At 69.2% G+C, this 25,473-nt stretch carries 22 protein-coding genes; 5 read left to right on the plus strand and 17 right to left on the minus strand.

Annotation, left to right across the window (positions count from 1 at the left end; translation table 11 throughout):
* The first annotated feature begins 45 nt into the window (after positions 1 to 45).
* Positions 46 to 468, plus strand: a complete 423-nt coding sequence (locus tag QRN19_RS15210) for a winged helix-turn-helix transcriptional regulator (RefSeq protein ID WP_285027982.1) — start codon at positions 46 to 48, stop codon at positions 466 to 468.
* An 11-nt stretch (positions 469 to 479) separates the two neighbouring features.
* On the opposite strand, the gene QRN19_RS15215 is transcribed toward QRN19_RS15210, so the two are convergent.
* From QRN19_RS15215 to QRN19_RS15245, 7 genes are all read right to left on the minus strand, one after another.
* The gene (locus QRN19_RS15215; protein ID WP_285027984.1) at positions 480 to 1,541 is read right to left on the minus strand and encodes an SIS domain-containing protein; all 1,062 of its coding nucleotides are present in this window, start codon (positions 1,539 to 1,541) and stop codon (positions 480 to 482) included.
* Complete coding sequence (locus QRN19_RS15220) at positions 1,538 to 2,551, minus strand: N-acetylglucosamine kinase (RefSeq protein WP_285027987.1); 1,014 nt, start codon at positions 2,549 to 2,551, stop codon at positions 1,538 to 1,540. Before QRN19_RS15220 ends, QRN19_RS15215 begins: the two co-directional genes overlap by 4 nt.
* Entirely contained in the window at positions 2,539 to 3,798 is a 1,260-nt protein-coding gene (locus QRN19_RS15225; protein ID WP_285027989.1) for a 6-phospho-beta-glucosidase, read from the minus strand. Before QRN19_RS15225 ends, QRN19_RS15220 begins: the two co-directional genes overlap by 13 nt.
* Entirely contained in the window at positions 3,795 to 4,697 is a 903-nt protein-coding gene (locus QRN19_RS15230; RefSeq protein ID WP_285027990.1) for a carbohydrate ABC transporter permease, read from the minus strand. The genes QRN19_RS15225 and QRN19_RS15230 overlap by 4 nt, the downstream gene beginning before the upstream one ends.
* 3 nt (positions 4,698 to 4,700) lie before the next feature.
* Positions 4,701 to 5,720, minus strand: coding sequence for a carbohydrate ABC transporter permease (locus QRN19_RS15235; RefSeq protein WP_285027991.1), 1,020 nt, complete (start codon positions 5,718 to 5,720; stop codon positions 4,701 to 4,703).
* Positions 5,717 to 7,042, minus strand: a complete 1,326-nt coding sequence (locus tag QRN19_RS15240; RefSeq protein ID WP_285027993.1) for an ABC transporter substrate-binding protein — start codon at positions 7,040 to 7,042, stop codon at positions 5,717 to 5,719. Before QRN19_RS15240 ends, QRN19_RS15235 begins: the two co-directional genes overlap by 4 nt.
* Before the next feature lie 96 nt (positions 7,043 to 7,138).
* Positions 7,139 to 8,314: an ROK family transcriptional regulator gene (locus QRN19_RS15245; RefSeq protein WP_285027995.1), complete on the minus strand. Its 1,176-nt coding sequence runs from the start codon at positions 8,312 to 8,314 to the stop codon at positions 7,139 to 7,141.
* On the opposite strand from QRN19_RS15245, the gene QRN19_RS15250 reads away from it, so the two are divergent.
* Together QRN19_RS15250 and QRN19_RS15255 are read left to right on the plus strand one after the other, a co-directional pair.
* Entirely contained in the window at positions 8,313 to 9,083 is a 771-nt protein-coding gene (locus QRN19_RS15250; RefSeq protein ID WP_285027998.1) for a GNAT family N-acetyltransferase, read from the plus strand. The two genes, QRN19_RS15245 and QRN19_RS15250, sit on opposite strands and share 2 nt — an antisense overlap.
* 284 nt (positions 9,084 to 9,367) lie before the next feature.
* On the plus strand, positions 9,368 to 10,237 hold the full coding sequence (locus QRN19_RS15255; RefSeq protein WP_285028000.1) for a hypothetical protein: 870 nt from the start codon (positions 9,368 to 9,370) through the stop codon (positions 10,235 to 10,237).
* A 527-nt stretch (positions 10,238 to 10,764) separates the two neighbouring features.
* Here QRN19_RS15255 and QRN19_RS15260 read toward each other — a convergent pair.
* The 10 genes from QRN19_RS15260 to dnaK form a co-directional block, all read right to left on the minus strand.
* Complete coding sequence (locus QRN19_RS15260) at positions 10,765 to 10,983, minus strand: alpha/beta fold hydrolase (RefSeq protein ID WP_285028001.1); 219 nt, start codon at positions 10,981 to 10,983, stop codon at positions 10,765 to 10,767.
* Between the two features lie 437 nt (positions 10,984 to 11,420).
* Positions 11,421 to 11,996, minus strand: a complete 576-nt coding sequence (locus tag QRN19_RS15265; RefSeq protein ID WP_285028004.1) for an NADPH-dependent F420 reductase — start codon at positions 11,994 to 11,996, stop codon at positions 11,421 to 11,423.
* Positions 11,997 to 12,054: 58 nt separating this feature from the next.
* Positions 12,055 to 13,590 (minus strand): FAD-dependent oxidoreductase, encoded by a 1,536-nt coding sequence (locus QRN19_RS15270; protein ID WP_285028005.1) that lies wholly within the window; start codon positions 13,588 to 13,590, stop codon positions 12,055 to 12,057.
* A gap of 110 nt (positions 13,591 to 13,700) precedes the next feature.
* Positions 13,701 to 13,964, minus strand: a complete 264-nt coding sequence (locus QRN19_RS15275; RefSeq protein ID WP_285028008.1) for a UBP-type zinc finger domain-containing protein — start codon at positions 13,962 to 13,964, stop codon at positions 13,701 to 13,703.
* Positions 13,961 to 14,419 carry a thioredoxin family protein gene (locus QRN19_RS15280; protein WP_285028010.1) on the minus strand — a complete coding sequence of 153 codons (459 nt, stop codon included), beginning with the start codon at positions 14,417 to 14,419 and terminating at the stop codon, positions 13,961 to 13,963. Before QRN19_RS15280 ends, QRN19_RS15275 begins: the two co-directional genes overlap by 4 nt.
* Positions 14,416 to 17,058 carry an ATP-dependent chaperone ClpB gene (clpB, locus tag QRN19_RS15285; RefSeq protein ID WP_285028012.1) on the minus strand — a complete coding sequence of 881 codons (2,643 nt, stop codon included), beginning with the start codon at positions 17,056 to 17,058 and terminating at the stop codon, positions 14,416 to 14,418. Before clpB ends, QRN19_RS15280 begins: the two co-directional genes overlap by 4 nt.
* Positions 17,049 to 17,366, minus strand: a complete 318-nt coding sequence (locus QRN19_RS15290) for a chaperone modulator CbpM (protein WP_285028014.1) — start codon at positions 17,364 to 17,366, stop codon at positions 17,049 to 17,051. Before QRN19_RS15290 ends, clpB begins: the two co-directional genes overlap by 10 nt.
* A complete protein-coding gene (locus QRN19_RS15295) occupies positions 17,363 to 18,310 on the minus strand; it encodes a DnaJ C-terminal domain-containing protein (RefSeq protein ID WP_285028016.1) in 948 nt (315 codons plus the stop codon). The genes QRN19_RS15290 and QRN19_RS15295 overlap by 4 nt, the downstream gene beginning before the upstream one ends.
* 4 nt (positions 18,311 to 18,314) lie before the next feature.
* Complete coding sequence (locus QRN19_RS15300; protein ID WP_285028018.1) at positions 18,315 to 18,836, minus strand: nucleotide exchange factor GrpE; 522 nt, start codon at positions 18,834 to 18,836, stop codon at positions 18,315 to 18,317.
* 11 nt (positions 18,837 to 18,847) lie between these two features.
* A complete protein-coding gene (gene dnaK / locus QRN19_RS15305; protein WP_285028020.1) occupies positions 18,848 to 20,722 on the minus strand; it encodes a molecular chaperone DnaK in 1,875 nt (624 codons plus the stop codon).
* Between the two features lie 190 nt (positions 20,723 to 20,912).
* On the opposite strand from dnaK, the gene QRN19_RS15310 reads away from it, so the two are divergent.
* Positions 20,913 to 22,592 carry a PucR family transcriptional regulator gene (locus QRN19_RS15310; RefSeq protein ID WP_285028021.1) on the plus strand — a complete coding sequence of 560 codons (1,680 nt, stop codon included), beginning with the start codon at positions 20,913 to 20,915 and terminating at the stop codon, positions 22,590 to 22,592.
* A gap of 38 nt (positions 22,593 to 22,630) precedes the next feature.
* Entirely contained in the window at positions 22,631 to 25,069 is a 2,439-nt protein-coding gene (locus QRN19_RS15315) for a tetratricopeptide repeat-containing protein (RefSeq protein WP_285028022.1), read from the plus strand.
* Positions 25,070 to 25,473: the final 404 nt, after the last annotated feature.

The following is a 25,473-nucleotide window of genomic DNA, read 5'->3' on the forward strand; positions in this document are numbered from 1 at the left end:
TCGGAAGGAGTTACCTGGAAGTGCGTAGATACCGAAAGCGAGACCATGGCCACCACCACAGCGGCAGATCAGCGGGCGGCGGCGAAGACGCAGTACAACGCGTTCCTCGCCGCCTGCCCGAGCCAGCAGCTCCTCGCGCAGGTGTCCGGCAAGTGGGTGGCTCTCGTGCTGTCCGCGCTCGGGAGCGGTCCGGACTGCGACGGGGAGCCGCGGCCGATGCGGTACTCCGAGCTGGCGCGGACGCTCGCGGGCGTGAGCCCGAAGATGCTGTCGCAGACCTTGAAGTCACTGGAACGCGACGGGCTCATCAGCCGAACGGCGACGGCGACCGTCCCCGTGACGGTGACCTACGACCTGACCGCCCTCGGGCTCTCACTCCACCAGACGGTCCGGCAGCTCAAGGTGTGGTCCGAACTGCACCGCGACGAGGTCTCGGCGCACCAGGCGCGGTTCGACGCCGACCGCTAGGCGGCCGGCCGCTACGTCGTCCGCGTGACCTTCAGCAGCCCGCGGGGCCGATCCGGATCGATGCCGCGGCGGAGCGCGATCGTCATCGCGAGTCGCTGCAGGGGCAGGATCTCCAGGAGCGGCATCAGCTGCTCCGGGAGTCCCGTCGGGAGCGGAACGATGAGTTCGTCCGGTCCGGCGACCTGCGGTCCGATCAGGAGCAACGACGAACCGGTGGCGCGCAGACGCTCGACCACCGGCTCGATCGCCGCACCCCCGCGACCAGGCGGGGCGATCACGATTGAGGCCACCGAAGCGTCGACCATCGCGAGTGGACCGTGCACGAGGTCTGCGCCGGAGAACCCCGCCGCCGAGACGTAGCAGGTCTCCATCAGCTTGAGCGCACCCTCGAGCGCGGTCGCGGACGCGTAACCGCGACCGGTGAGCACGAATCGGTCGCCGGTGAACCGCTGAGCGGCGCGCTCGATGACCTGCTCCACGCTCGCCGCGTCGAGCAGCGCGTCGCCGTACTCGGGCAGCTCGGCGAACCCGCCGCGGGGACTCGCCGACAGCCCGTCGAACAGCATCGCCAGCGCGAGCAGTTCCGCGGTGTAGGACTTCGTGGCCGCGACGGCCAGCTCCTCCCCCGCCCGGAGGTCGAACGCCAGCTCCGCGGCCTGCGCGAGCGGCGATGCGGACACGTTCGTGATGGCGAGGGTGAGGGCTCCCGCCTGCCGTGCCGCCTCGAGGGACTGCACGAGGTCAGGGGACCCGCCCGATTGGCTCACCGCGATCACGAGGCACCGGTTCAGCCGTGGCACGGCTCCGTAGACGGTCGTCGTCGACGGCGACCAGGATCCTGCCGGAAGTCCGCACGTGACCTCGGCGAGGTACTTGCCATACAGGGCCGCGTGGTCGCTCGTGCCACGGGCGATGAACAGGACGAACGCGGGATCGAAGCGACGGATCCGCTCCACGGTCTCGTCGACCACACCGGCCTGCGCCAGGAGTCGACGCCAGGCGGCCGGCTGCTCGCGGATCTCCCGTTCCATCGCGGCGCCCGGCACCGGTGCGAGGGTCGTCGTGCCGCTCATCGGACGGCTCCCGACGCGAGGACCGGTGCCGCGAAGCCGGATCTGAGCCGGTCCGTCGCCGCCGGTTCCACGTGGACGGCGTCCAACGCGAGCAACGCTGCACCGAGGATGGGCGGGTCGGCCGGGAACAGCAGCTCGGCGTTCGGAGCGACCTCCAGGATCCGGTGCCGGACCTGGTCCTCCAACGCCGGCAGCCGAGCCGCCAGGATGCTGCCGCCGAGGACGATCGGCACAGTCGCGGACGTCAGCCCGAGCCGACGGAGCGCGGCGATGGCGAACGAGGCGATCTCCCCGGCCAGACGCGACACGAGCTCACCGGCGACCTTGTCGCCCGCCGCGGCGGTCGCGAACACCTGCGGGCTGAGCTCGGCGAGGCGTTCCCGCGGGATCTCGCCGAAGTGCAGACGCTCGATCAGGGTGAGCACGTCCGGTTGGTGGAAGTGCTCGAGCACGATCTGCGTGAGCGCGGTGCGCGGGCCTCGCCCGTCCGCATCCCGAGCCGCGGCGGTCATCGCCGAGACACCGAGCTGGAGTCCGCCGCCCCAGTCTCCCGAGATCGGCCCGAGCGACGGGAAGCGGACGGTGCGTCCGTCATCCACGGCGACGCAGTTGATCCCGGCTCCACAGACGACGGCGACGCCGGTGCCTGCGAGCGAGGCGAGTCGCAGCAGGGCGAAGGTGTCGTTGTCCACGGTGACGGTCCGTGACCAGTTCCTGGCGACGATCGAAGCCACCATGTCCGAGCGCTCGCGGACGAGGTCCACGCCCGCGAGGAAGGCCGCCACATGCTCGATGTCGGCCGGCCCGAGGTCTCGGTCGATCGAGCGGAGGGCCTCCTGGATGAGGTCCTCGATCGCGGCCACCGCGCCCGTGGTGCCGAGCACGTGCGGGGAGTAGCCACCGCCCCGCCCCCGCGCGAGCACCGTCCCGTCCGGCGCCAGCACGACCACGTCGGTCTTGCTGTTGCCGCCGTCGACCGCGACGATGAGCCGGGAGCCTACTTCGCCCACGGGAGGAACCTCGCGTTCTCGGCGATCAGCCGATCGGCCAGTCCCTCGGCGAGCTCGTACTGTCCGATGAGCGGGTGCGCGAGCATCGCCTTCACGACGCGGTCGCGACCACCGTGCAGGGCTGCTTCGAGGGCGAGCTCCTCGTACGCCGAGACATGGGCGATGAGGCCCTCCATCGATCGGTCGACCCGCCCGATGGGCAGCGGCACCGGTCCGTCGGCACCGATGCGGGACGCGGCCTCGATGACGGCGTCGTCCGGGAGGAACGGCAGGGTGCCGTTGTTGCGGACGTTGACGACCTGGACGTCGCCGGAGTCCCGCAGCAGCGACGCGACCAGCTGGATGGCCGCAAGCGAGTAGTAGCGACCGCCACGCTCCTGCAGCTGCTGCGGCTTGGTCGTCACGGTGTCGTCCCGATAGAGGTCGAGCAGTTCGCGCTCCACACCCATCACGACCTCCGCGCGGGCCGGTTCGACCTGCTGCTGCCGGAAGACCTCGTCGTGGGCGTAGTAGTAGTGCAGGTAGTAGGAGGGGACGGCCTGCTGGATCCGCAGGTGCTCCGGGGTGATGCGGAAGACCCGCGCCAGGTCGTCGATCCGCTCGTCGAGCAACCGCGGCAGCTGGTCGACGCCGTCGACGAGCACCGCCGTCTCCCAACTCAGGTGGTTCAGGCCGACGTGCTGGAGCTGGATGCGCTCCGGAGCGACGTCGAGGATGCCGGCGAAGTTCCGCTCGAAGTTGATCGCGACGTTGCAGAGGCCGACGGCCCGGTGGCCGGCCTCGAGGAGGCCGCGGGTGACGATGCCGACCGGGTTGGTGAAGTCGACGATCCACGTCCGGTCACCGGCGAGCGCGCGGACCCGGTCGGCGATGTCGAGGACGACTGGCACCGTGCGGAGGGCTTTGGCGAAGCCGCCGGCCCCCGTGGTCTCCTGGCCGATGCATCCGCAGCCGTGCGGGAACGTCTCGTCGGACAGCCGGGTCGACTGCCCGCCGACGCGGAGCTGGATCAGCACGCCGGACGCTCCGTCGACCGCGCGGGCGAGATCGTCGGTCGCGGTGATGACCGTCGCCCTGCCTGCGGCGGCGACCATCCGTCGCGCGAACGTCGAGACCACCTCGAGGCGTTCCTCGTCCGTGTCCATGAGGGCGATCTCGTCGATGGTGAACGAGTCGGACATCTGGAGCAGTCCGTCGATCAGTTCCGGTGTGTAGGTCGACCCGCCGCCGACGACCGTCAACTTCATCCTTTGACTCCTGACAATTTGATTCCTTCGATGAATGATTTCTGGGCGAAGAAGAACAGCACGATGACCGGCACCATGACGAGGACCGTCGCCGCCATCGTGAGGTTCCACTGCACTTGATGGGTGCTCCGGAACGCCGCGAGCCCGAGCGACAGCGTCCAGTGCTCACGGTTCTCGCCCGTGTACAGCAGCGGTCCGAAGTAGTCGTTCCACGTGCGGAGGAACATGAACAGCGCCGCCGCCGCGATGCCCGGGCGTGCCATCGGGATCACGATGCGCGTGAGCACCCCGAACTCGGACGCACCGTCGAGCCGGGCCGAGTCGATGTACGACTGCGGGATGGCGACGAGGAACTGGCGGAGCAGGAAGATGCTGAAGGCGTCCCCGAACAGGTTCGGCAGGATGAGCGGCCACAGCGTCCCGGTGAGACCGGCCTTCGCCCACATCACGTACATCGGGACGGCGATCACCTGCGGAGGCAGCATCATCGCGACGATCACGAGGTAGAAGGCCCAGGTGCGCCCGCGCCACTTGAGCTTCGCCAGACCGTAGGCGATCGGCACGCTCGAGAGCAGCATCGCCACGGTGGCCGTGATCGAGTAGAACAGGCTCTGCCCGAAGTAGCCGAGCATCGGCGCCTTCTCGAAGACGTTCGCGAAGTTCTCCCAGTGCCACTCCCGCGGCCAGAGGTCCTTCGTGAGCGCCTGCTGGTCGCTCATGAAGGCGGTGAGGAGAACGAACACGATCGGTGCGATGAAGGCGATCGCGATCGCGATGGCCACCGCGTGCAGGCCGATCCAGGCGAGGACGCTCCTGGCGACGACGCGAGGGGGACGACTCCGGCGTGCCGGCGGCTGCTGCTGCTGCACCGCGTCCGGACGTTCGAGTACTGCGGTCATGGCTCAGTCCTCCTCTCCCACGCCCGAGACGCGCATGCGCCGGACGAGGATGATGGTGAAAGCGGCGGAGACGATGAACAGCACGATCGCCATGGTCGAGGCGTAGCCCATGTTGTAGGAGTGGAACCCCTGCTCGTAGAGCCACATCGGGAAGGTCAGCGTGGAGTTGTCGGGGTAGCCGAGCGAGGCCGTGTTGCCGACCGCGTCGGAGGAGCCGGAGGCCACCGCACCGGCGACGACCGCCTCGGTGAAGTACTGCAGGCCGACGATGATGGAGTTGACGACGGCGAACAGCAGGACGGGCGAGATCGACGGCAGCGTGATGTGCCAGAACCGTGTCCAGGCGCCGGCTCCGTCCAGGGCGGCCGCCTCGTAGTAGTCGGCCGGCACGTCGAGGAGGGCCGCGAGGAGGATGACCATGATCTCGCCGGACGCCCAGAGCGCCAGCACGGTCAGCGCGGGCTTCGCCAGTGCAGGGTCGTTGAACCAGAGCGGCCCGTCCACACCGAGGGCGGCGAGGACCTGGTTCACCGGCCCGGTCCCCGGGTTGAACAGGAACACGAACGCGAGGGCGGCCGCGACCGGCGGAGCGAGCGCGGGCAGGTAGAACAGGGTGCGGAACACCCCGGCGCCGCGCTTGATCTTCGTGAGGACCATGGCGGTCAGCAGTCCGAAGACCACTCGGCCCACCGTGATCGCGACGACCAGGTAGACGGTGTTCCGGATCGAGACCCAGATGAGCGGGTCCTGCGTGAACATGAAGACGTAGTTCCGCACACCGATGAAGACCGGTTCGTTGATCAGGTCGTAGCTCGTGAAGGAGTAGAACACCGTCGCGAGCAGCGGGTACGCGAAGAAGACGCCGAACCCGATGATCCAGGGCGACATGAAGGCGAGGACCGTCCAGCGGTTCCGGCGGGCCGCGGCACCCTTCCGGCGCTGCGCCGGCCGGCGCGGCGGGAGCGACGTCGACCCTGGTCGGGCCGCCGTCACCCCCGCCCCGTCGTGCATGGTGGACGTCACGGCTTCAGCGCGTCCGCGTTGGTGATCTGCTGGTCGACGTCGGCGAGGCCCTTGTCGAGGTCCGAGACACCGCCGGTCTGCCACTTCACCGCGAAGTCGCTCGCCGTCTTGAGGAAGGCTCCACCGTTGGCCGTCGGCGGCAGCGAGGAGGAGTGTTCACTCTGGAAGATCTCCAGGAAGGGGGCGAGGTTCCCCGTGAACTGGAGGTCCGGGGACTGCAGGGCGTCGAACGTCGTCGGGATGTTCTTCAACCCGTTGGCGAGTTCGACCAGCGGAGCGGTCTCGGTGGTGAGGTACTTGATGAGCTCCCACGCGGCTCCCGCGTGCTTGGCGCCCTTCGGGATGCCGATGATGTTCCCGCCGATGTCGCTCCCGCCGTAGGTGTCGGCAAGGTCGTCCGCGACCGGCAGCGGCGCGGTGCCGAAGTCGATCCCGGGGGCCTGCGACTCGACGAAGCCGGTGCGGAACTCACCGTCGAACATCATGGCGATCTGGCCGGTCTGGAAGGCGTTGTCGGCCGAGTACTTCTGACCGGCGGCGGCTGTGAACGCGGTGAGCTTGTCCTGGCCGTAGAAGTCGGTCATCTCCTGCTGCCAGGTGAAGAGGTCCGTCCAACCGGGGCTGGTCGAGAGGCTGGACTTCCCGTCCTCGTCCTGCCAGTCGGCTCCGAACTGCGGTGCCCACACGTCCAGGCGGTTGTTGTAGAACCCGATGGTGGGCACGAACCCGGCGACCTTGATCGAGCCGTCCGGGTTGAACTCGGTGAGCTTCTCCGCTGCGTCGCGGAGCTCGCTCATGGTCGTCGGCGGCTCGGTGATCCCCGCCTTCGCGAAGAGTTCCTTGTTGTAGTACAGGCCGTAGTCGTCGGCGAGGAGCGGCATGGAGCAACGGACCCCGTCGAATTCGGTGTACGACTGGACCGCCTTCGGGATCTGGTCGAGGTCCACCTTGTCGCGGTCGATGTAGCCGCCGAGGTCCTGGAACGCGCCGGAGCTGCAGTACTGTCCGAGCGCGTTGGCGTTGCTCGAGATGGCGACGTCCGGTGCGGTGCCGCCACGGATGGACTGCGAGATCTTGTCGTCGTCCTGGCTGCCCTCACTCTTGATCGTGATGTTCGGGTGCAGCTTGTGGAAGCCGTCGAGTGCTCCGTTGATGACGTCGAGCTCGGCGTCGGCGAAGCCGCTCCAGACGGTCAGCGTGATCTTCTCGTCGTCGCCGGGAGCCGGCGACACCGATGTCGACGAACCGGCGCTGCCGGAACAGGCGCTGAGGGCGAGGATCGTCGTCGCGACGACGGCGATCGTGGGCAGGACTCTTTTCATGGGTGGCTCCTGGGGGTGAGGTGGCGCAGTTCAGAGAGAGTGGTGCGGGTGGAGACAGGTGAAGCGGGTGGAACGGTCGGTGGTCGCTCGGTGCGCTCAGGAGAGGTCGAGCGTCGAACCCGAGGCGAAGAATCGCTCGCGGGCGTGCCCGAGCGCGGCTTGGACGGCGCCGGCGCGGACGGAACTGGCGTCGTCCCGGCCGGGGACGATCGAGACGGGTGGCTCGACGAGTTCGCGGAGCTCCTCCTTGACGAGCCGGCAGAGGTCGTCACCGCCCGCGACGCAGATGTCGCCGTCAAGCACGATCAACTCCGGGTCGAGGAGGCTCACCACGGCGGCGAGGCCTGCGGACAGGCGGCGGGCGACGTCACGGGGGAAGCCGTCGGGGTCGGCCGCGAAGCCGAGACCGAGCGCTTCCACCGTCCCGTCCGCTTCGATGCCGTGGGCGCGCGCGAGGTCGAGGAGCGCGGTGTCGGTCATGAGGTCGCCGAAGCGGTTGCCGACCGGTGTCGTGGCGGCGAGTGCCAGGTCGGGGACCAGCGTGAAGCCGATCTCGCCAGCGCCGAGGGTCGCACCGCGGATCAGTTCGCCCCCGACGACGACCGAGGATCCGACGCCGCGTTCGGCGACCCAGAGCAGGAGGAAGTCCTTCGTGTTCTGCGCGGCTCCCCTGGCCATCTCGTTGAGGGCCACGAGGTTCACGTCGTTCTCGATGGTCACCGGCACGTCGATCCGGCCCTCGAGCATGTGCAGGAGGTCGACGCCCTTCCAGAGCGGCACCTCGGACGCGTAGCGCAGCTGGCCGGTGAGCTGGTCGACCGCACCCGGGATCCCGATGGAGATGTGTGACAGCGCGGAGGGTTCCACACCGATCTGCGAGCAGGCGGCCTCCAGCGCCTCGAACAGCGCGGCACCCGGCTCGGAGGTCTCAGGTGTGGTGGCGAGGAAGTGCTCTGCGACCACCGAACCGTCGAGGGCGGCGATCGCGACGTCGATCCCGTTGCGGCTCACGTCGATGCCGGCGGCGTGACCGGCGTCCGCCTTGAGGCGCCAGAGCTGCGCCCGCGGCCCGGGGCCCTCAGCCCGGAGCCCGCCACGCTCGACGAGGCCAGCGCGTTCCAGGCGCGTGAGGAGCTGCGATGTGGCCGGCTTGGAGAGGCCGACGAGTGCCTCGAGCTGCGCCCGGGACACCTCCCGCTCCCGCACGAGGACGTCGAGCGCGGCTCGGTCGTTGAGCACGCGGAGCACGCTCGGACTGCCTGATGCTGCCATGACCACTCCTTCGTCGATCAATCGACTAGGAAGTTACCTATCGATTGCGACGACGATACGACAGGTGTTCCGAGTCCGTCAAGAGCGGATCCCCGAGAGCGCGCCCGGCTCGACGCCCTGGGCTTCGTCGATCGCCGCCCGGAGCGCTGCGAGCATGGTGGTTCGCGGCCGTGCCACCATGGAGACCATGAGCAGTGGCCCCCTTGTGCTTCCGAACCTCACCGGCGACCGCGTCACGCTCAGGGCGTGGCGAACCACGGATGTCGGAGTCGTCCAGGAGGCCTCCCAGGACCGGTTCATCACCGCACTGACCACCGTGCCGCAAACGTCCGGAGAGTCGGAGGCGCTCGCGTTCATCGAGCGTCAGCATGAACGACTGCGCTCACGTGAGGCGTACGTCTTCGCGATCGCCGATACGGAGGACCGGGCAGTCGGCCATATCGGGCTCTTCCACGCTGGCGAACGTTGGGCGCGAGCCAGCGTCGGGTATTGGATCGGCCCGTCGCAGCGGCGGCGCGGTTACGCGGCGGACGCGCTCGCGACACTCACGGCCTGGGCCCGCCGGCTCGACGATCTGGACCGGGTGGAGCTGTATGTGGAGCCCTGGAACGAGGGATCATGGCGCGCCGCGGAACGAGCCGGTTACGTCCGCGAAGGCCTTCTTCGCGCGTGGGAACGGGTGGACGGTTCCCCGCAAGACATGTACATGTACGCGCAGGTGACCGAGCGTGTTCAGCACGCTGAGCAGGAGGGGCGGGCGGCGCCATAACCGCTTCGGCACCCGACGTCACAGATGCTCCGTACACCGCGAGCGGGCCCCGGGAAGCTCCCGGGGCCCGCTCGCGGTACTGCGGTCGACTACGCCACGCAGGACTTCAGTCCGTAGACGGAAGCAGCCAGGCCGACGTAGGCGATGACGCCGGTGTCGGAGGTCTGGACGATGCCGTAGGCGAGGAGCGCCCATCGAGAGTGTGCATTCCGCTCGCCGATCCGTGATGAGTGAACCGAATGCGCACTCTCGGCATGGGGCAGCGACATGGTTACGCTGGCGAGATGACCGATCGCGTCCTGCGGAACAGTGACCCGGGTGATCCTGAAGCGGCCGTGCACGCCGAGCTGACGACCCGGCTGTCCGAGCTGCGACGTCAGCCGCGCCTCGATGCCGTGGTCGAGGCCTCCCGCGCGGCGGTCCTCGTGTCCGTGCCGAGGCTCCGCAGCGTCCACGCGCGTCTCACTCGGAACAGCACCGGAGACGGACGTGGAGCGTCTCGCGCACGCTGGGGCGCTCGCGACACGGCGACGGTGGCAGCGCTCCTGCTCGGACTCCTTGCGGCGGGCCTCGTCCTGCCGTCTCCCCGCAACGGCCGGCCAGCGCTCGGTGTCGACGAAGCGGCGGCGTGGGTGGGGCTGTCGGCGATCGCCTCTGCGTCGATCTTCTGGCTCCTCGAACGAGGGAGACTCACGTCGTTCCTGCTCGGTGCGCACACGCGCGGCGCGGCGCGACTGTACGTGGTGTTGGGTGTCGTGTGGACGCTGGTCTTCGCGTACATGGTGGGGAACTGGGATGAGGTCGACCGCTTCGAACCCGCCCGAGCGACCCTGGGGCTCGTGCTCCTCGGCATTGCGGTGGCCGGTATCACTGCACTCGCGGTTGTCGCGCGGCGTCGGGATCGCGTCGCCCTCGCGGATCCGGTCACCGCGGCGAAGGACGAGTGGGGCCACAGCGAAGCGGACGCTGATCCACTCCGGCAGTGGTGGGCTGCGCTCCCCAGCAAGCTCACGCCGGCCGAGCGACTCGCGGCGGATCGTTCCTATGGTGCGACGATCGACGTCTTGGAACGGGAAGGGGTCCTCCGGGCACGGGATGCACGGCGTCTTCGGCGCAAGAATGCCGCCGCGGTCTGGCGGGGTGATGCAGGATGACCGGGCTGAACCACGTCTCCGGCGCGGACAGCGTAATTCGGGGGCTGCGCATCGCCCGGCGATGAACGGTTCGATTCGCGCAGGCGGGGTAGACCGGCGCCGTTGCACGTCCAGGCCCGATGCCGCTCGGCCGCGCCGGCGCGAGCCGCCCATGAAGGATGACCCGTCTGCAGTCCGACCTGACAGCGCAGACCGGACGAGTGGACATGCCGTGGCCGAATCCGTTCAGACGGGAGACGACCAGCGCCAGCCCGAGGACCAGGAAAAGGATCCGCGCCCAGAGATCCTTCGGCGTCCGTTGTCTACCCATCCTCGGGGCCCTCCATGTCGGCCGTGCGGGCGGCCACCGCCGTGGTCGCCGTCCAGTGTGACGGGTGCGACCGCGAACGGGTCCGGCGGCCGCGGGCCAATGACCGCTTCCAGGATGGACAGCAGCGTCCACGCTGCCGCCTGACGGTCAAGCCAGCCGTCCGAGACGGACGCGCCGCCGCTGACTTTGGTCCAGGTGGAGGGACCGACCTGCCGAGCTAGGCGCTTCGCTCGGTCGTCCGGAGCCAGTCCGTGATGGTGGCGACGACGTGGTCGAGGTCGGATTCGAGGAGGAAGTGTCCGCCGTCGACGAGTTCGACGCGAGCATCGGGGGCGTCGCGGGTGAACGCCGTGGCGCCGGCGGCTGCGAAGATCTCGTCGTGACGCCCCCAGATCGCGAGCACCGGTACCTGCGACGTACGGAGCCATTCGTGCACCGCGGGTTAGAGGTCCCGGTTGGTGGCGTAGTCACGGAAGAGGGCCAGCTGCATGTCGTCCTGACCCGGTCGGGCGAGGAGCGCGAGGTCGTGCTCCCAGGCGTCGGGGTCGACGGTCGTCGGGTCCGGGACGCCGTGGTTGTACTGCCACTCGACGGCTCCCGCCCGAGGGCCGGACGGAGCGCGTCGCGCGTCTCGGTGGTCCGTTCGGCGGCGTCGGCCCGGATCGAGTCCCAGAAGCTCGGTACGAAGCCTTCCTCGTAGGCGTTGCCGTTCTGGGAGATGACCCCGACGACGGCAGCGGGGTCGTTGAGGGCCAGTCGCCAGCCGACCGGGGCGCCGTAGTCCTGTTCGACGATCCCCCTTGCAGACCCCCGGAGGTCTTACTGATCGAGCTGTTCACATCCGAAGGTTGCAATCACGCAGAGCATGTCGAACTAGCGGATCACGGCGAAACCGCCGTTCCACCCGATCTTCTCGCTCACCGCGAGCGTGAGCTGCAGGAAGCCGATCGCCTCGAGTTCGCGCGCGCGGCTCAGGGCCCCCGCGTCGAGCGCAGAGACGCCGGCGGCCCTGATCGCCTCGATCAGCGAGGTCTTGGCGTCGGGGTCGTCGCCCGCAACGAGCACGGTGGTCGGCACACCGCCGAGCTGCCTGTTCACGAGGGTGGCGGCGAAGGTGGTGTTGAACGCCTTGAGCACGTGGCTCTCGGGGAGCTCCGCCTGGATGTGGGATGCGGCGGACGCGTCGGCGGGCACCACGAGCGAGTCGAAGGTTGAGAAGTCGAGCGGGTTGGTGATGTCGACGACCGTCTTGCCTGCGAGCTGCGCACCAAAAGCGGTGAGGATGCCGTCGACCTCGGGATGGGGAACGGCGAGCACCACGATGTCTCCCGAGATGGTCGCCCCGGTCTGGCCGTGCGTGACGTAGGCGACATCGCTGCCTCCCGCGGCGAACACCCCTCCGATGGCGTTGCCCATGGAGCCCTTGCCGATGATGGTGATGCGTGTCATGACGATCCCTTGCCCTTCTGATGGTGTGTGCTTGTCGAGTCGATCGGCGCACGGCCGCTCAGGATCGGCTGCCGCCGGTCGCGATGTGATCGTGGACCATCCGCACGACGCTCGCTCCTTCGCCGATCGCCGCCGATATCCGCTTGACCGATTGGCTGCGGACGTCACCGATCGCGAAGACTCCCGCTACCGATGTCTCGAGGGCGGGCCTGCTCGCGCCGGACGGTGTCGTGCCGCTCCCCGTGATCACATAGCCGCGCTCGTCTCGCGCGACGTCCGGGCCGAGCCACGATGTGGCCGGCGACGCCCCGATGAAGACGAAGAGATTCGTCGTGGGGATCTCGGTTCGCGCACCCGAGGGCACGTGCTCGACGACGACCGACTCGAGTTCGGCTTGGCCGTTCGCCTCCACCACCACCGTCTGCAGATGCACCGTGATGCGGGGATGCTCCTCCACCTGCACGATCAAGTAGCGCGACATGCTCGCCGCGAGATCCGCCCCGCGGACGATCAGGTCCACCTGCGACGCGGTGCCGGCGAGGAAGACGGCGGCCTGCCCGGCCGAGTTGCCGCCCCCGACCACGACGACCGGCGCCGCGCCGCTCTGGCGTGCTTCGTTGACCGTGGCGGCGTAGTAGACGCTCGTGTACTCGAAGCGGTCGAGGCCCGCCACAGCGAGGCGGTTGTAGCTCACCCCGGATGCGACCACCACCGCCCGTGTGGTGACGCTCGTTCCGTCTGAGAAACGCACCACGAGCGCGCCTTCATCGACGACGAGGCTCTCGGCGACGGAGGGCGCGACCAGGGTGGCGCCGAACTTCGCGACCTGGAGGGTGGCACGCTCCGCGAGTTCCGCGCCGGAGATGCCGGAGGGGAATCCGAGGTAGTTCTCGATTCGTGCCGACAGCGCTGCCTGTCCTCCGGTCGCGACGGCGTCGGTGAGCAGAACGGAGAGTCCGTCCGAGGCGGCGTAGACCGTCGCAGCGAGACCCGCGGGGCCCGCACCGACGACGAGCACGTCGCTGCTCGCCGGAGGGAGGGCGCTCCGCACGCCGAGCGCCTGTGCGAACTCCATGACGGAGGGGTTCCGGAGCACCCGCGATCCGCCGACGATCACCACCGGCACGTCGGAGGCGCCGAGTCCCAGCCGCCGCAGGATCGCTTCGGCGCCCGGGTCGTGTTCCAGGTCGAGAAGGCGGTGCGGTACCCGGTTTCGTGCCGCGAAGTCGAGCAGCCGACGGGTGTCGGGCGAGAATGGCGATCCGATCACGCGGAGCCCTGCCCCGAACCCGATCGCCATCGACCGGCGGATCAGGTAGGCGCGTAGGATGACGTCGCCGAGCAGCGGCGCCCCGGTCACGATCCTCGTCAGCTCCTCGATCGGCACCGCGAGCGCGACGCCGTCGACCACCGCGGTGGTCGTGCTGAAGGTCGGCTGCCCTTCCAGCAACCCGATGTCGCCCACGAAACGGCCGGGGCCGTGGATGCCGACCTGCTCGCCTTCGGAGATCTCGAGCAGCCCCTCGAGCACCACGAAGAACGAGTCGGGCACGTCGCCCGCCCGCGTGAGCACCTGCCCTTCGGAGACGGGCACGAGCGATCCCACCCCCCTCAGCACCTCCAGCTGCAGAGGTGTGAGCCGGGCATACGCCCCGAGCGTGTCCGGCGTCTCCACGACGACGCGCCCCGATCCGAGGCCCGGCATCAGGCGAAGTCCTCGTCGATGTAGCACCAGCGCCAGGACTCCCCCGGCTCGAGGGAGCGGACGATGGGATGCCCGTCGTGCTGTGCGTGCGCTCGCGCGTGCCTCATCGGCGACGAGTCGCAGCATCCGACCTTGCCGCAGGTCAGACACAGCCGCAGATGCACCCACGGGGTGCCGAGGGCCACGCAGTCCTCGCAGGCGCCGGGAGTGCGGGGAGACACCGGGCGAACGAAGACGAGATGAGGATCGGGGCGGACGGTCATGAGACTCCTCCTTCTTTCGCCATCGCCTCGTCGAACCAGCGGCGCAGCACGCCGACCGGCGCCGCACCGGCCTGCCGGGCTACCTCGCCTCCGTGCAGCACGAGCAGTGTCGGCACGGCCTGGATGCCGAACCGCGACGAAAGACCGGGCGCGCGATCGACATCCACCTTCACGAGCTTCAGCTCGCCCGCTCGCTCGGTGGCCAGCTGCTCCAGGACGGGGCTGACCACGCGGCACGGACCGCACCAGCTCGCCCACATGTCGACGATCACCGGCGGATCGGCCTTCTCGGCGACCTCGGCAAAGGTGTCGTCGAGAGCGTCGACGATCCAGGGAAGGGGCTCGTGGCAGTTCCCGCAGCGCGGCCGCCCCGCGCCGGCCGTGAGCACGCGGTTCTTGTGCCGGCAGTTCGGGCACCGGATGATCGTGGTCGCCGTGGTCGCCGTGGTCGTCATGTCATCACCTCGGCCTCGGTGTCGGCCGCCGCGCGCTCCAGGTCGACCACGAGATCGCCGTCCCGCACGTCGATACGCACGGTGGAGCCCTCACCGACCGATCCGGAGAGGAGGGCCCGGCCCAGCCGCGTCTCGATGTCGTGCGAGATGTACCGCCGCAGCGGCCGCGCACCGTAGAGCGGGTCGTAGCCGCGCTCGGCGATCAGCCACCGGGCTTCGGGAGTGAGTTCGAGCGTGATCTGGCGTTCCGCGAGGCGCCGGCGGAGGTCATCCATCAGCAGCTCGACGATCGACTCGATCTGTTCCAGGCCGAGCGGCGCGAAGACGACGATGTCGTCGACGCGGTTGAGGAACTCCGGGCGGAAGCGGCCGCGCAGTTCGGCGAGCACCTGGTCGCGCACCGCGTCGGTGATGCCCCCGCCGCTGTCGCGAGCGCCGCTGAGGAGGTGGTCGGCGCCGATGTTGGAGGTCATGATCACGACGGTGTTCCGGAAGTCGACCGTGCGGCCCTGGCTGTCGGTGATGCGGCCGTCGTCGAGCACCTGCAGCAGGGTGTTGAACACGTCGGGATGCGCCTTCTCGACCTCGTCGAAGAGCACGACGCAGTACGGCCGCCTCCGCACCGCCTCCGTGAGCTGACCGCCCTCGTCGTATCCGACGTACCCGGGAGGAGCCCCGACCAGGCGGCTGACGGTGTGCCGCTCCTGGTACTCGCTCATGTCGAGACGGATCATCGCCGACTCGCTGTCGAACAGCGCGCCGGCCAGGGCCTTGGCGAGCTCGGTCTTGCCGACGCCCGTCGGCCCCAGGAAGATGAACGACCCGATCGGCCGCCGGGGGTCGCGGATGCCCGACCGGGCACGGATGATCGCATCGGCGACCAGCCTCACGGCCTCCGACTGCCCGACGACGCGCTCCTCGAGCACCTCGTCGAGCTTCAGCACCTTGTCGCGCTCGCCCTCCTGCAGACGGGCGACCGGGATGCCGGTCCAGGCGGCGACAATCTCGGCGATCTCCTCCTCGGTCACGACCTCGCGCAGCATCCGCTGCCGGCCCTGCTTCGATTGGAGCCGCGCCTCCTCGGCGGCGAGGTTGCGCTCGAGGTCGGCGAGCGTGCCGTAGCGCAGTTCCGCCGCACGGTCGAGGTCGTAGTTGCGTTCGGCCTGCTCCGCCTCACGCCGCACCCGCTCGAGTTCGCTGCGCAGCTCCTGCACCTTGCGGATGGCCTGGCGCTCGGCCTCCCACTGCGCTCGCTTCGCATCGGCATCCGCCCGCAGGTCGGCGAGCTCCCGGCGCAGCTCGTGCAGACGGAGGCGGCTCGGCTTGTCCTTCTCCTTCGCCAGCGCGGCCTCCTCGATCTCGAGGCGGGTCACCCGTCGCGTGAGCTCGTCGAGCTCGGCGGGCATCGAGTCGATCTCGGTGCGCAGCCGCGCACAGGCCTCGTCGACGAGGTCGATGGCCTTGTCGGGCAGGAACCGCTCGGTGATGTACCGATGGGAGAGGGTGGCGGCCGCGACGAGCGCGTTGTCCTGGATGCGCACGCCGTGGAAGACCTCGAGGCGCTCGCGCAGTCCGCGGAGGATCGAGATGGCGTCTTCGACACCCGGCTCCTCCACCAGCACGGTCTGGAACCGGCGCTCGAGCGCGGCGTCCTTCTCGATGTGCCGGCGGTACTCGTCGAGCGTCGTCGCGCCGATGAGGTGCAGCTCGCCGCGCGCGAGCATGGGCTTCAGCATGTTGCCCGCATCCATGGCGCCCTCGGTCGCTCCGGCACCGACGAGCGTGTGCAGCTCGTCGATGAAGAGCAGGATGCGCCCGTCCGACGACGTGACCTCGGCCAGAACCGCCTTCATCCGCTCCTCGAACTCGCCGCGGTACTTCGCACCGGCGACCAGAGCCGCGAGGTCGAGCTGGAAGACCGTCTTGTCGCGGAGCCCTTCGGGAACGTCGGTGCGCACGATCCGCTGGGCCAGACCCTCGACGATGGCGGTCTTGCCGACGCCCGGCTCCCCGATCAGCACCGGGTTGTTCTTCGTCTTGCGCGACAGGATCTGGATGACGCGACGGATCTCGTTGTCGCGGCCGATGACCGGGTCGAGGCGCCCGGCCCGGGCGTCGGCCACGAGATCGCGGCCGTACTTCTCCAGGGCCTCGTAGGTCTGCTCGGGGCTAGCGGACGTGACGTGCTGGTTGCCGCGGACGGCGGTGAGCGCGGTCAGGAAGCTCTCGCGCGTGACGCCGTCGCTCTGCAGGAGGCGCGCCGTCGCGCTTCCGGGGTCGTCGGCGAGCGCGAGCAGCAGATGCTCCACCGAGACGTAGGAGTCCTTGAGTCGATCCGCCTCCCTCTCGGCACGGTCGAGGGTCGCTGCCAGGGTCTTCGAGAGGAACACCTGGCCGGGCGTCGCCCCGGGCCCCGTGGCCCTCGGTTTGCGCTCGATCGCGCGCGTCACGTCGCCGAGCAGCACCGGCAGATCGACACCGGATGCTTCCAGCAGCCGCGGTATCAGGCCGCCCTCCTGCGTGATCAGCGCCAGCAGGAGGTGCTCGTTCTCGGTCTCCGTCTGCCCGTTCCGGCTCGCGATGCTCTGCGCCTGCTGAAGGGCTTCCTGGGATTTCTGGGTCAGCTTGTTCATCTCCATGGTGGGGTCCCCTTTCCGGAACGGATCACCCGGCGCCGGCTCTCGAGCACATCGATGCGGGCGAGAAGGTCGATGACGAGGGCGACGGCGGTGTAGTTGAGCGACAGGTCGGCGTGCAGCCGCACGATCCGCCGCACCAGTCCGGGTGCGGACGGGTCGAACCACAACCGGCCCGCGCCGTCCCAGTGCGCCGGGACGAGGCCGAGCTCGACGAACCGCGCGACGAGTTCGGGGTGGGTGCCGGAGGCGGCGGCGACCATCCCGATGTCGAGGCGGGGTGGGAGCGCCGGAAGCAGCGGGGAGCTCATGATGTGGCCCTCGGATCGTAGGCGGACTCGTGCCCGAGCTCCTCGAAGAGCTCGCGTTCACGGTCGGTGAGGTGCGGGGGGACCATGATCTTGACCTTCGCGAAGAGGTCGCCCGGCTTCCCGCCGGACTGCGGCATGCCCTGACCCTTCAGCCTCAGGCGGCGGCCGCTGGACGAGCCGGGCGGAACCCGCACGGTGAGTGGGCCGCTGGGGGCCTGGGTCGAGACGCTCGACCCGAGCGCGGCCTCCCAGGGCGAGATCGGCAGGTCCATCTCGATGTTCTTCCCGTCGAGCCGCAGGCGACGGTCGGGCCGCACGCGGAACGTGACGACGAGGTCGCCGGCCCCGCCGGCGTCTCGGCCTGCGCCCCCGCCGCCGGTCACCCGCATCCGTTGGCCGTCGAGGACGCCTGCCGGGATCTGGATGTCGAACGTCTGGCGGTCGCCGTCGGGGCCCGAGACGACGACCGTTCGGGCACCGCCACGGAAGGCCTCCTCGACGGTGAGCTCGAGGGTGGCTTCGTTGTCCATTCCCCGCGTCGAGCCGAAGACGTCGCCGAAGAGATCTCCCCAGTCGACGGAGGCGCTGCCCGGGCCGGCGCCGCCTTGAGCGCTCGACCAGGTGTATCCCGAAGGCCCGGGGCGCGCTCGGGTTCGGCCGCCACCGCCCGCCGCGCCGGCCCGCGTCTGCGAGGCGTGCTCGCGCTCGGCTCCCGCGGCGTACTGACGGAAGTCCGGGCCGAACCGGTCGTACTGCGCGCGCGAATCGGGATCGGCCAGCACGTGGTATGCCTCGCTGATCTGCTTGAACCGGTCTTCCGCGCCCGCCTCCTTGTTGACGTCGGGGTGGTACGTGCGGGCCAGTTTGCGGTAGGCGCGCTGGATCTCCTTGGCGTCGGCCGATCGCGAGACGCCGAGCAGTCGGTAGTAGTCGTCGGCCGCCACGATGTCACTCCTCGGCTGAGGTGACGACGACTCCGGCGGCCCGCAGCAGCCGATCCGGGGTTCCGAACCCGAGCCGGGCGATGACCACGACCGTTCGCGGCGGCCGGTCGTCCCGGCCTGCCACCGACACGACCTCGTGGATGCGCGGGTCGAAGGGCACCCCGACCTCGTCGATGCGGGGGTAGCCGAGGCGCTCGAGCGCGGCGATGGCCTGTTCCCGGATCGCCTGCATGCCTTCGGCCAGGCCGGCGCTCTGCCCTCGGGCGTAGGTGACCGCATCCTCGAGCCCGTCGACGACGGGGAGGAAGACGGATGCGGCCTGGGCACGCTCGGAGTCGCGGACGAATTCGATCTCCCGTGCCGCCCGCTTCCTCAGGTTGTCGAGGTCGGCGACCGCACGGCGCCAGCGGTCCTCGAGGTCGGCGAGACGAAGGTCCGGCTCGTCGGGTGCTACGGGCTGGGCCGACGCGGCACCCGCGGCGGTGTCGGTGTCGGTGTCGGTGTCGGGGCCGTCCGTGTCGTCCATGTCACGGTCCCTCAGCTTCGATCGAACTCGGCGTCGACGACGTCGTCGTCAGACTCGTCCTCGGGCTGAGCCTCGGAGGACGGCCCATTGGATGCCCGGGCGACGGACAGGGCGGCGTCCATTTGCTGCAGCTCGCTGGTCAGCTCTCGCGATTCGGATGCCGAGGCCTCCCGGCCGACGGCCTCGCGAGCCTGCCCGACCAACATCTCGGCCCGGGCGCGCTCGTGCTGGGGCACGGAATCGCCGTGCTCGGCGAGCGTGCGCTCGACCCGGTAGGCGGCGGCGTCGAGCTCGTTGCGGGCGTCGACGTCTCCGCGCAGCTGCTGGTCCTCGGCGCGATGCTGTTCGGCCTCCTGCACCATGCGCTCGATCTCGGCCTGGTCGAGGTTCGTCGTGCCGCTGATCGTGATGCCCTGCTCCGCACCGGTGTCCTTGTCGCGCGCCTTCACGTTCAGGATGCCGTTCGCGTCGATGTCGAAGGTGACCTCGACCTGGGGTTCGCCGCGCGGCGCCGGCCGGATGCCGGTCAGGGTGAACCGGCCGAGCACGCGGTTGTCGGCGGCACGCTCCCGCTCCCCCTGCAGCACGACGATCTCGACGGAGTCCTGGCTGTCCTGCGCGGTGGAGAACACCTCGCTCCGTCGCGCCGGGATGGTGGTGTTGCGCTCGATGATCGTGGTCATCAGACCGCCGCGCGTCTCGACGCCGAGCGACAGCGGGGTCACGTCGAGCAGGAGCACGTCGCTGACCTCCCCCTTCAGCACGCCCGCCTGGATGGCCGCACCGACGGCGACCACCTCGTCTGGATTGACCGTCATGTTGGGGTCTCTGCCCCCGGTGAGCCGGGTGACGAGGTTCTGCACCGCCGGGATCCTCGTCGAACCGCCGACCAGGATGACCTCGTCGATGTCGTTCTCGGTGACCTTCGCGTCGTCCATGGCCTGCCGCACCGGGCCGAGGCACCGTTCGACGAGATCGGCGGTGATGTTGTCGAAGGTCGCGCGCTTCAGCGTCGTCGTCAGGTGTTTCGGGCCGGCGGCATCCGCCGTGATGAACGGCAGACTGACCTGGGTCTGGCTCACGGTGCTGAGTTCGACCTTGGCCTTCTCGGCCGCCTCGAACAGGCGCTGGAGCGCTTGCGGGTCTTTGCGCAGGTCGATGCCCTCCACCTTCTGGAACTCGTCGGCGAGGTAGTCGACCACACGACGGTCGAAGTCGTCACCGCCGAGATGGGTGTCGCCCGCGGTCGAGCGCACCTCCACCACGCCGTCACCGACATCCAGGAGGCTCACGTCGAAGGTGCCGCCGCCGAGGTCGAACACGAGCACGGTCTCGTGCTCCTTCTTGTCCATGCCGTAGGCGAGGGCGGCCGCGGTCGGCTCGTTGATGATGCGCAGCACCTCGAGTCCGGCGATACGGCCGGCGTCCTTCGTCGCGGTGCGCTGGGCGTCGTTGAAGTAGGCGGGAACCGTGATGACCGCCTCGGTCACCTTCTCGCCGAGGAACTTGGCGGCGTCGTCGACGAGCTTGCGCAGCACGAGGGCGCTTATCTCCTCCGGCGAGTGGAGCTTGTCACGGATCATGAACCGGGCCTCGCCGTTCGGCCCCGGCGCGATATCGAAGCCGACCGCCTTGGACTCCTCGCCGATCTCGTCGAACGTGCGCCCGATGAACCTCTTGGCCGACGAGATCGTGCCCTTCGGATTCAGGATCGCCTGCCGCCGTGCGAGCTGCCCGACGAGTCGCTCGCCGGTGTCGGTGAACGCGACGACGGACGGGGTCGTGCGGGCCCCCTCAGCGTTCGGGATGACTTTCGCCTCTCCGCCTTCCCAGACCGCGATCACCGAGTTGGTCGTGCCGAGGTCGATGCCGACTGCTTTGGCCATCACAGTTCTCCTTTCGTCGAGCGGTCGGGCTCTCCGCCCGGCGGCGGGGCCGGGAGCGGTTCCGCTGAGGCCGATTGTGCGCCGTCTGGGGCGGCGGCTCTTCGCCCTGGCAGAACGAAAGAAGCGGTCGATGTCGCCCTATCGGGCCGGTGCCGAAGCGGCTAGCGTTAGCCCTGCGGAGTCCACCATCATGTGCGCACTGAGCGACCCAGACCTCGTCGTACAAGCTGACCTCGATGCCAAGGCACGGTCGGACTTGTACGGCCTCTTCAGAGCGGGTTCGAGGGCGTCTGAACAGCCGACGATCCGCCGCACCTTCCGTCTCGCGACCGCCGCCGCGAGGGCGATCTCCGGATGCACGGTCCCCGCCGTCTACACCGCCGAGCGTGGTCGTCTGGTGCGCTATTCGGGCAGAGCCAACCGCCGACTCGACGAGCTGATGGAGGCACGTGCCGGCACCAGCGGCGAGCTGGAGAGCGGTCGGGCCTGGCAGTACGCCCTGTTCTTCCGAGGCGCCGGCGAGACGATCGCGGGTGCGTTCGTGCTGCGGCTGACGGTCGAGCCCTCGAGTGAGACGCTGGTGCTGCTGAGCTCGCTGGCCGAGCCGACCAGCGCGGGGCTCGCCATGGCCGAGCTCATCGTCCGGCAACGCCGGCAGGTGCACGAGCTGCGTGAACTCGGTCTCGCCCAGGTGCAACTGAATCGCACCTTGGCGGCGAACATCCTGCGATTCGACAGCCATCAGCGCATCCGCGACACCTTGATCGCCGCTGTCGGAGCGAGGGACGGCGACGGTGAGTCACGGCTCGTCGCCGCGTTGAGCGGGCTTACGCGACGATCCGTCGTGCTCCAGGATTCCCTTGGTCATCAGCGAGCGTTCGTCAGGGCGGACGACGCCCCCGTGCCATCCAACCTGCGAGCTCTCATCCTCCGTCACCCGGCCCGCCCTTCGCCGACCGGATGGCGCCCGATGGAGATCCGCTCGGGCGAGGAGACCGTCGGCGTGATCGGGCTCTACGACCCGGATGACGACCGGACCGATGACGACCGATTCGCCGTCGAGCACGCCATGGCGATGATCGCCGTCGAGCTCGTGCACCACCGCAGCATCGCGCAGGTCGAGATCCGGCTGGGCCGCAACCTGGCCGACGATCTCGTCGTCGGCACCGATGTGGTCGATGCCCTCGCTCGCGCCGAGATGCTCCGTTTCGACCTCGGCGGCTCGCTGCGGGCGCTGCTCGTCTCATGGGAGCACACGTCGCCGAACGGCATCGACCTCGGCGCGGCGGTGGGCCACGCGCTCTCGGCGATGCGCGTTCCCACGCTTATCTCGCGCCGGCCCGACGGCGTGCTCGCGATCGTCGCCGACCGCTCAGACCTCTCGACTCTTTACGGCAGGCTGTCGTCGACGATGTTCAGCGCCCGGGGCACGATCGGGGTCGGCTCAGCGGGCCCGGTCGAAGATCTCCCGCGCTCCTTCGCCGGGGCCGGTCGGGCTGTGAAGATCAGGATCGGGTCGCGACGGCCCTACGGCGTCTCCGACTACGACCGCCTCGGCATCCTGCGCATCCTCGACATGTCGGACGACGGTGCCGAACTCGCCGGGTACCTCGATGAATGGCTCGGCCCGCTCCTGGCGCACGACCGGGAACACCACTCGGATCTCGTCCACACGCTCGCGCTGTACCTGGACTCCGGCGGCAACTACGACCGTGCGGCGGATGCGCTGACCATCCACCGCAGCACCCTTCGTTACCGGCTCGGGCGCATCCGCGAATTGAGCGGTCGCGACCTCACCGACCCGGAGCACCGGCTCAACCTGCACATCGCCGTGCGCGCCCAGGCGGCCCTGCGGGGCGGCCGGCGCTGATCAGCGCCGGCCCGATGACGCAATGAAGGAGGAACCCCGTGACATCCGACCCACGCGAGGCAGAGTTCGTCGGCGAAGGACGGCAAGCGATCGTGGCCGGCCTCCTCGACGTGTTCGATCGAGCACAGGCAGACCGGCGGCCCGTCTGGGTCTCGCTGGAGGCGCCGACCGGCTGGGGCAAGACGCGCATCGTCCGGGAGTTCTACTCTGCGCTGGCGCAGTCGCGCCAGACCGAGCCGGCGTACTGGCCATCGGCGATCGGCACCGATCATGCCAAGGTCTCGGAACGACGCAAGACCATCAACCCACCCGACTTCGAGCACGTGCCGATGAGCCGACCGGATTACGTGTGGTGGGGAATCGCCTGCGGCAGGCGCAACGGCACGGCCACCGAGTCGCTGCTGCAAGACGTCGGCGTGCTGCGCAAGCACATCGACCATCTCGAGAACGCGTGGTGGTACCGGGCGGGCTTCGTGGAGAAGTTCGCCTACCCCGCCTTCCTCGCGCTGCGTGCGAAGGTGCTCGAGGAGGGCAAGACCGCGGTCGTCGACTTCGGCGTCACGAAAGCCGCTGAGATGGTCGGGGGCGCGCTCCCGGGTTTCTCGGCGATGAGCTGGCTGATCCGCAAGGGGATGGCGGGGACGAGAGCTGCCCGGGCCCGCAGCAAGAACCTCAGGAGCGCGGAGGGGATCGTGTACCGGCCCTCCGAGGTCGACGAGGTGGAGTCGTTCCTCACCAAGATCGCCCCGCTGGTTCCCGTCGTGCTCGTCGTGGAGGACGTGCACGATGCCGATGAGCTTCTCCTCGACCTGCTCGAGCGTTTGATCCGGCGCGACGCCCCGGTGATGATCCTGACGACCGGATGGCCCGGGTTCGTCGACGCCGACCCCGGCCTCGTGCGCGTCATGCAGGGTGCGGGCGAGCGGTTGATCCGCATCGACGAGGAGTCGACGACTCTTCCGCCCCCGTTCTCACCCGATGCCTCGCTACATGCCCTGGACATTGAGGACCTCGAATCGATCGTGCACGCGCATCACGCGCAGGTCGGTGCGGCCACCCGCGACGCGCTGGTGTCCACCTACCGCAATCCGTTCGCGCTGGAGCTGGTGCTGGAGACGTACGGCGACCCCGACGACGACGTGCTCGAGATCGATCCGAGGGATCTCGAGCGGCTGTCGGGCAAGGTCGAGGACCTCTACAAGACGGCGTGGGAGCGGCTCAGCGACCCCGACCGCGAAGCGTTGACGCTGGCGACCCTGGCCATCCCCGCCATCGTCTCGGCCGACGCGGCCGCCGATCGATCGTGGGATCGGGAGATGCTGGCGACCGCGCTCGCGCAACTCGGCGACGACCGCGGCGATCCCACCTCGGGGAGGAGTGTGACCGACCGCGCCTGGGTACGCACGGTCGACGAGTTCTTCTGCCAGTTCCACGACGTGGCGCAGATGAAGCTCGCCGCCAACGACTTCGCGAAGGCGCCGCGACGGCTACGGGTGCGCCGTGCACTCATCGAGCAGGCCAAAGACCTCATCGCCGATCGCGACACTCCTGCGCATCGAGCGGCGCAGGCCGGCCGGCTGTTGCTGGCCTACAGAGCCGACCTCGACGACAGCGAGTTCGTCGATGCGAGTCGCGCGCTGCTCGGAATTCTCGCCGATCTGCACGAGGAGAACCGGGCGATCGAGCGCTTGGGCGATGACGCCCTCTCTCGACTCGACCTGCGCGACGAACGCGACCGCGAGCTGCAGTGGACCTTCGCTCAGACGCAGCGACAACTCGGCAACCCGAGGCGGGCGATCGAGCTGCTCGAAGAGCTTCTTAGCGCGGAGAAGGACGTCTACGGTCCGGACGCCTCGGAGGTTCTGGGGACTCGCCGGTCGATCGCGAGCGCCATGGCGCTCGACGGGCGACCGAAGGCCGCGGTGGAGATGCTCGAATCGGTGCTGGCTCAGCAACTGACCACACGCACTGAATCCGATGCCGACGTGCTCGACACCCGAGCAGAACTCGCCCTCGCCCTCTCGGACTCCGACCGCCCGTTGGACGCCATCCGGGTCACGGAAGACATTCTCGCCATCCAGGCGAAGACTCTGGGCAGCGACAGCGCGGACCTCATCACCACCCGCGGCCGATTGGCCTCGGCGCTCGTGGACTCGGGTCGGGCGGCTGAAGCGCTTCCTCTCTGGGAGCAGGTCGCAACCGCACTCGCCGCGAGGTCAGGCCAAGACAGTCCCGACGCACTCGCCGCGAGGTCGGGCGTGGCTCGCGCCACCGAGCACGCCCTCGGTGCGGAACAGGCGATCGGGCTGTACACCGCGCAGCTCGCCGACGAGCGCCGGCTGCTCGGCCCAGACGATCCCCGCGTGCTCATCACGCGCGAGAACCTCGCGCGATCCACCGACGACGCCGGCGACCATGCGACGACAGCGGCCCTGTACGAAGATCCCTCAGGCGACAGGCCACCAACGACCATTTGAATGTCCGTGCGATGGCGGCCGGAGGATACTCCCGGAAAGCGAAACCTTTACGAGACACCAGATTGGAGTAAGGCCATTCACCACCCTTTCCAGGAGGGCTCGTGCACGGTGCGGTGCGATATGGCGTTCAGGGACGGTCCGGTCGACGGTGCCACCGCGTGTGCGCAAGCTGGCGACTCTTCAGCCCAGACGCCTGACTGATCTCTTCCCAGGTAGGCACACCCACCGTGAGCGATCGCGCGTTCCTTACGCTTTCATCCAAGTTCGCATTGGCTATGCGGACAGCGTCGGCGCACTCGGAGATTGATCGGACCGCTATGGCGTGGTGGGCGTGGGCGAGCCAGGCCAACTGCAATTGAGGGAGGAAAGCAGCGCCAAGAGGATCTGAACTCCCCCGAGCTCGT

Source organism: Plantibacter sp. ME-Dv--P-122b, from assembly GCF_030209375.1.
Lineage (GTDB): Bacteria > Actinomycetota > Actinomycetes > Actinomycetales > Microbacteriaceae > Plantibacter.

Bases quoted from the DNA above. Each gene is read 5' to 3' on its own strand.
- QRN19_RS15245 (WP_285027995.1), bottom strand. From the start codon at position 8,314: ATGGCAGCATCAGGCAGTCCGAGCGTGCTCCGCGTGCTCAACGACCGA.
- QRN19_RS15240 (WP_285027993.1), bottom strand. From the start codon at position 7,042: ATGAAAAGAGTCCTGCCCACGATCGCCGTCGTCGCGACGACGATCCTC.
- QRN19_RS15300 (WP_285028018.1), bottom strand. From the start codon at position 18,836: ATGGACGACACGGACGGCCCCGACACCGACACCGACACCGACACCGCC.
- QRN19_RS15225 (WP_285027989.1), bottom strand. From the start codon at position 3,798: ATGAAGTTGACGGTCGTCGGCGGCGGGTCGACCTACACACCGGAACTG.
- QRN19_RS15275 (WP_285028008.1), bottom strand. From the start codon at position 13,964: ATGACCGTCCGCCCCGATCCTCATCTCGTCTTCGTTCGCCCGGTGTCT.
- QRN19_RS15215 (WP_285027984.1), bottom strand. From the start codon at position 1,541: ATGAGCGGCACGACGACCCTCGCACCGGTGCCGGGCGCCGCGATGGAA.
- QRN19_RS15255 (WP_285028000.1), top strand. From the start codon at position 9,368: ATGACCGATCGCGTCCTGCGGAACAGTGACCCGGGTGATCCTGAAGCG.
- QRN19_RS15265 (WP_285028004.1), bottom strand. From the start codon at position 11,996: ATGACACGCATCACCATCATCGGCAAGGGCTCCATGGGCAACGCCATC.
- QRN19_RS15290 (WP_285028014.1), bottom strand. From the start codon at position 17,366: ATGAGCTCCCCGCTGCTTCCGGCGCTCCCACCCCGCCTCGACATCGGG.
- QRN19_RS15280 (WP_285028010.1), bottom strand. From the start codon at position 14,419: ATGACGACCACGGCGACCACGGCGACCACGATCATCCGGTGCCCGAAC.
- QRN19_RS15310 (WP_285028021.1), top strand. From the start codon at position 20,913: ATGTGCGCACTGAGCGACCCAGACCTCGTCGTACAAGCTGACCTCGAT.
- QRN19_RS15210 (WP_285027982.1), top strand. From the start codon at position 46: ATGGCCACCACCACAGCGGCAGATCAGCGGGCGGCGGCGAAGACGCAG.
- QRN19_RS15250 (WP_285027998.1), top strand. From the start codon at position 8,313: ATGACCACTCCTTCGTCGATCAATCGACTAGGAAGTTACCTATCGATT.
- QRN19_RS15230 (WP_285027990.1), bottom strand. From the start codon at position 4,697: ATGACCGCAGTACTCGAACGTCCGGACGCGGTGCAGCAGCAGCAGCCG.
- clpB (WP_285028012.1), bottom strand. From the start codon at position 17,058: ATGGAGATGAACAAGCTGACCCAGAAATCCCAGGAAGCCCTTCAGCAG.
- dnaK (WP_285028020.1), bottom strand. From the start codon at position 20,722: ATGGCCAAAGCAGTCGGCATCGACCTCGGCACGACCAACTCGGTGATC.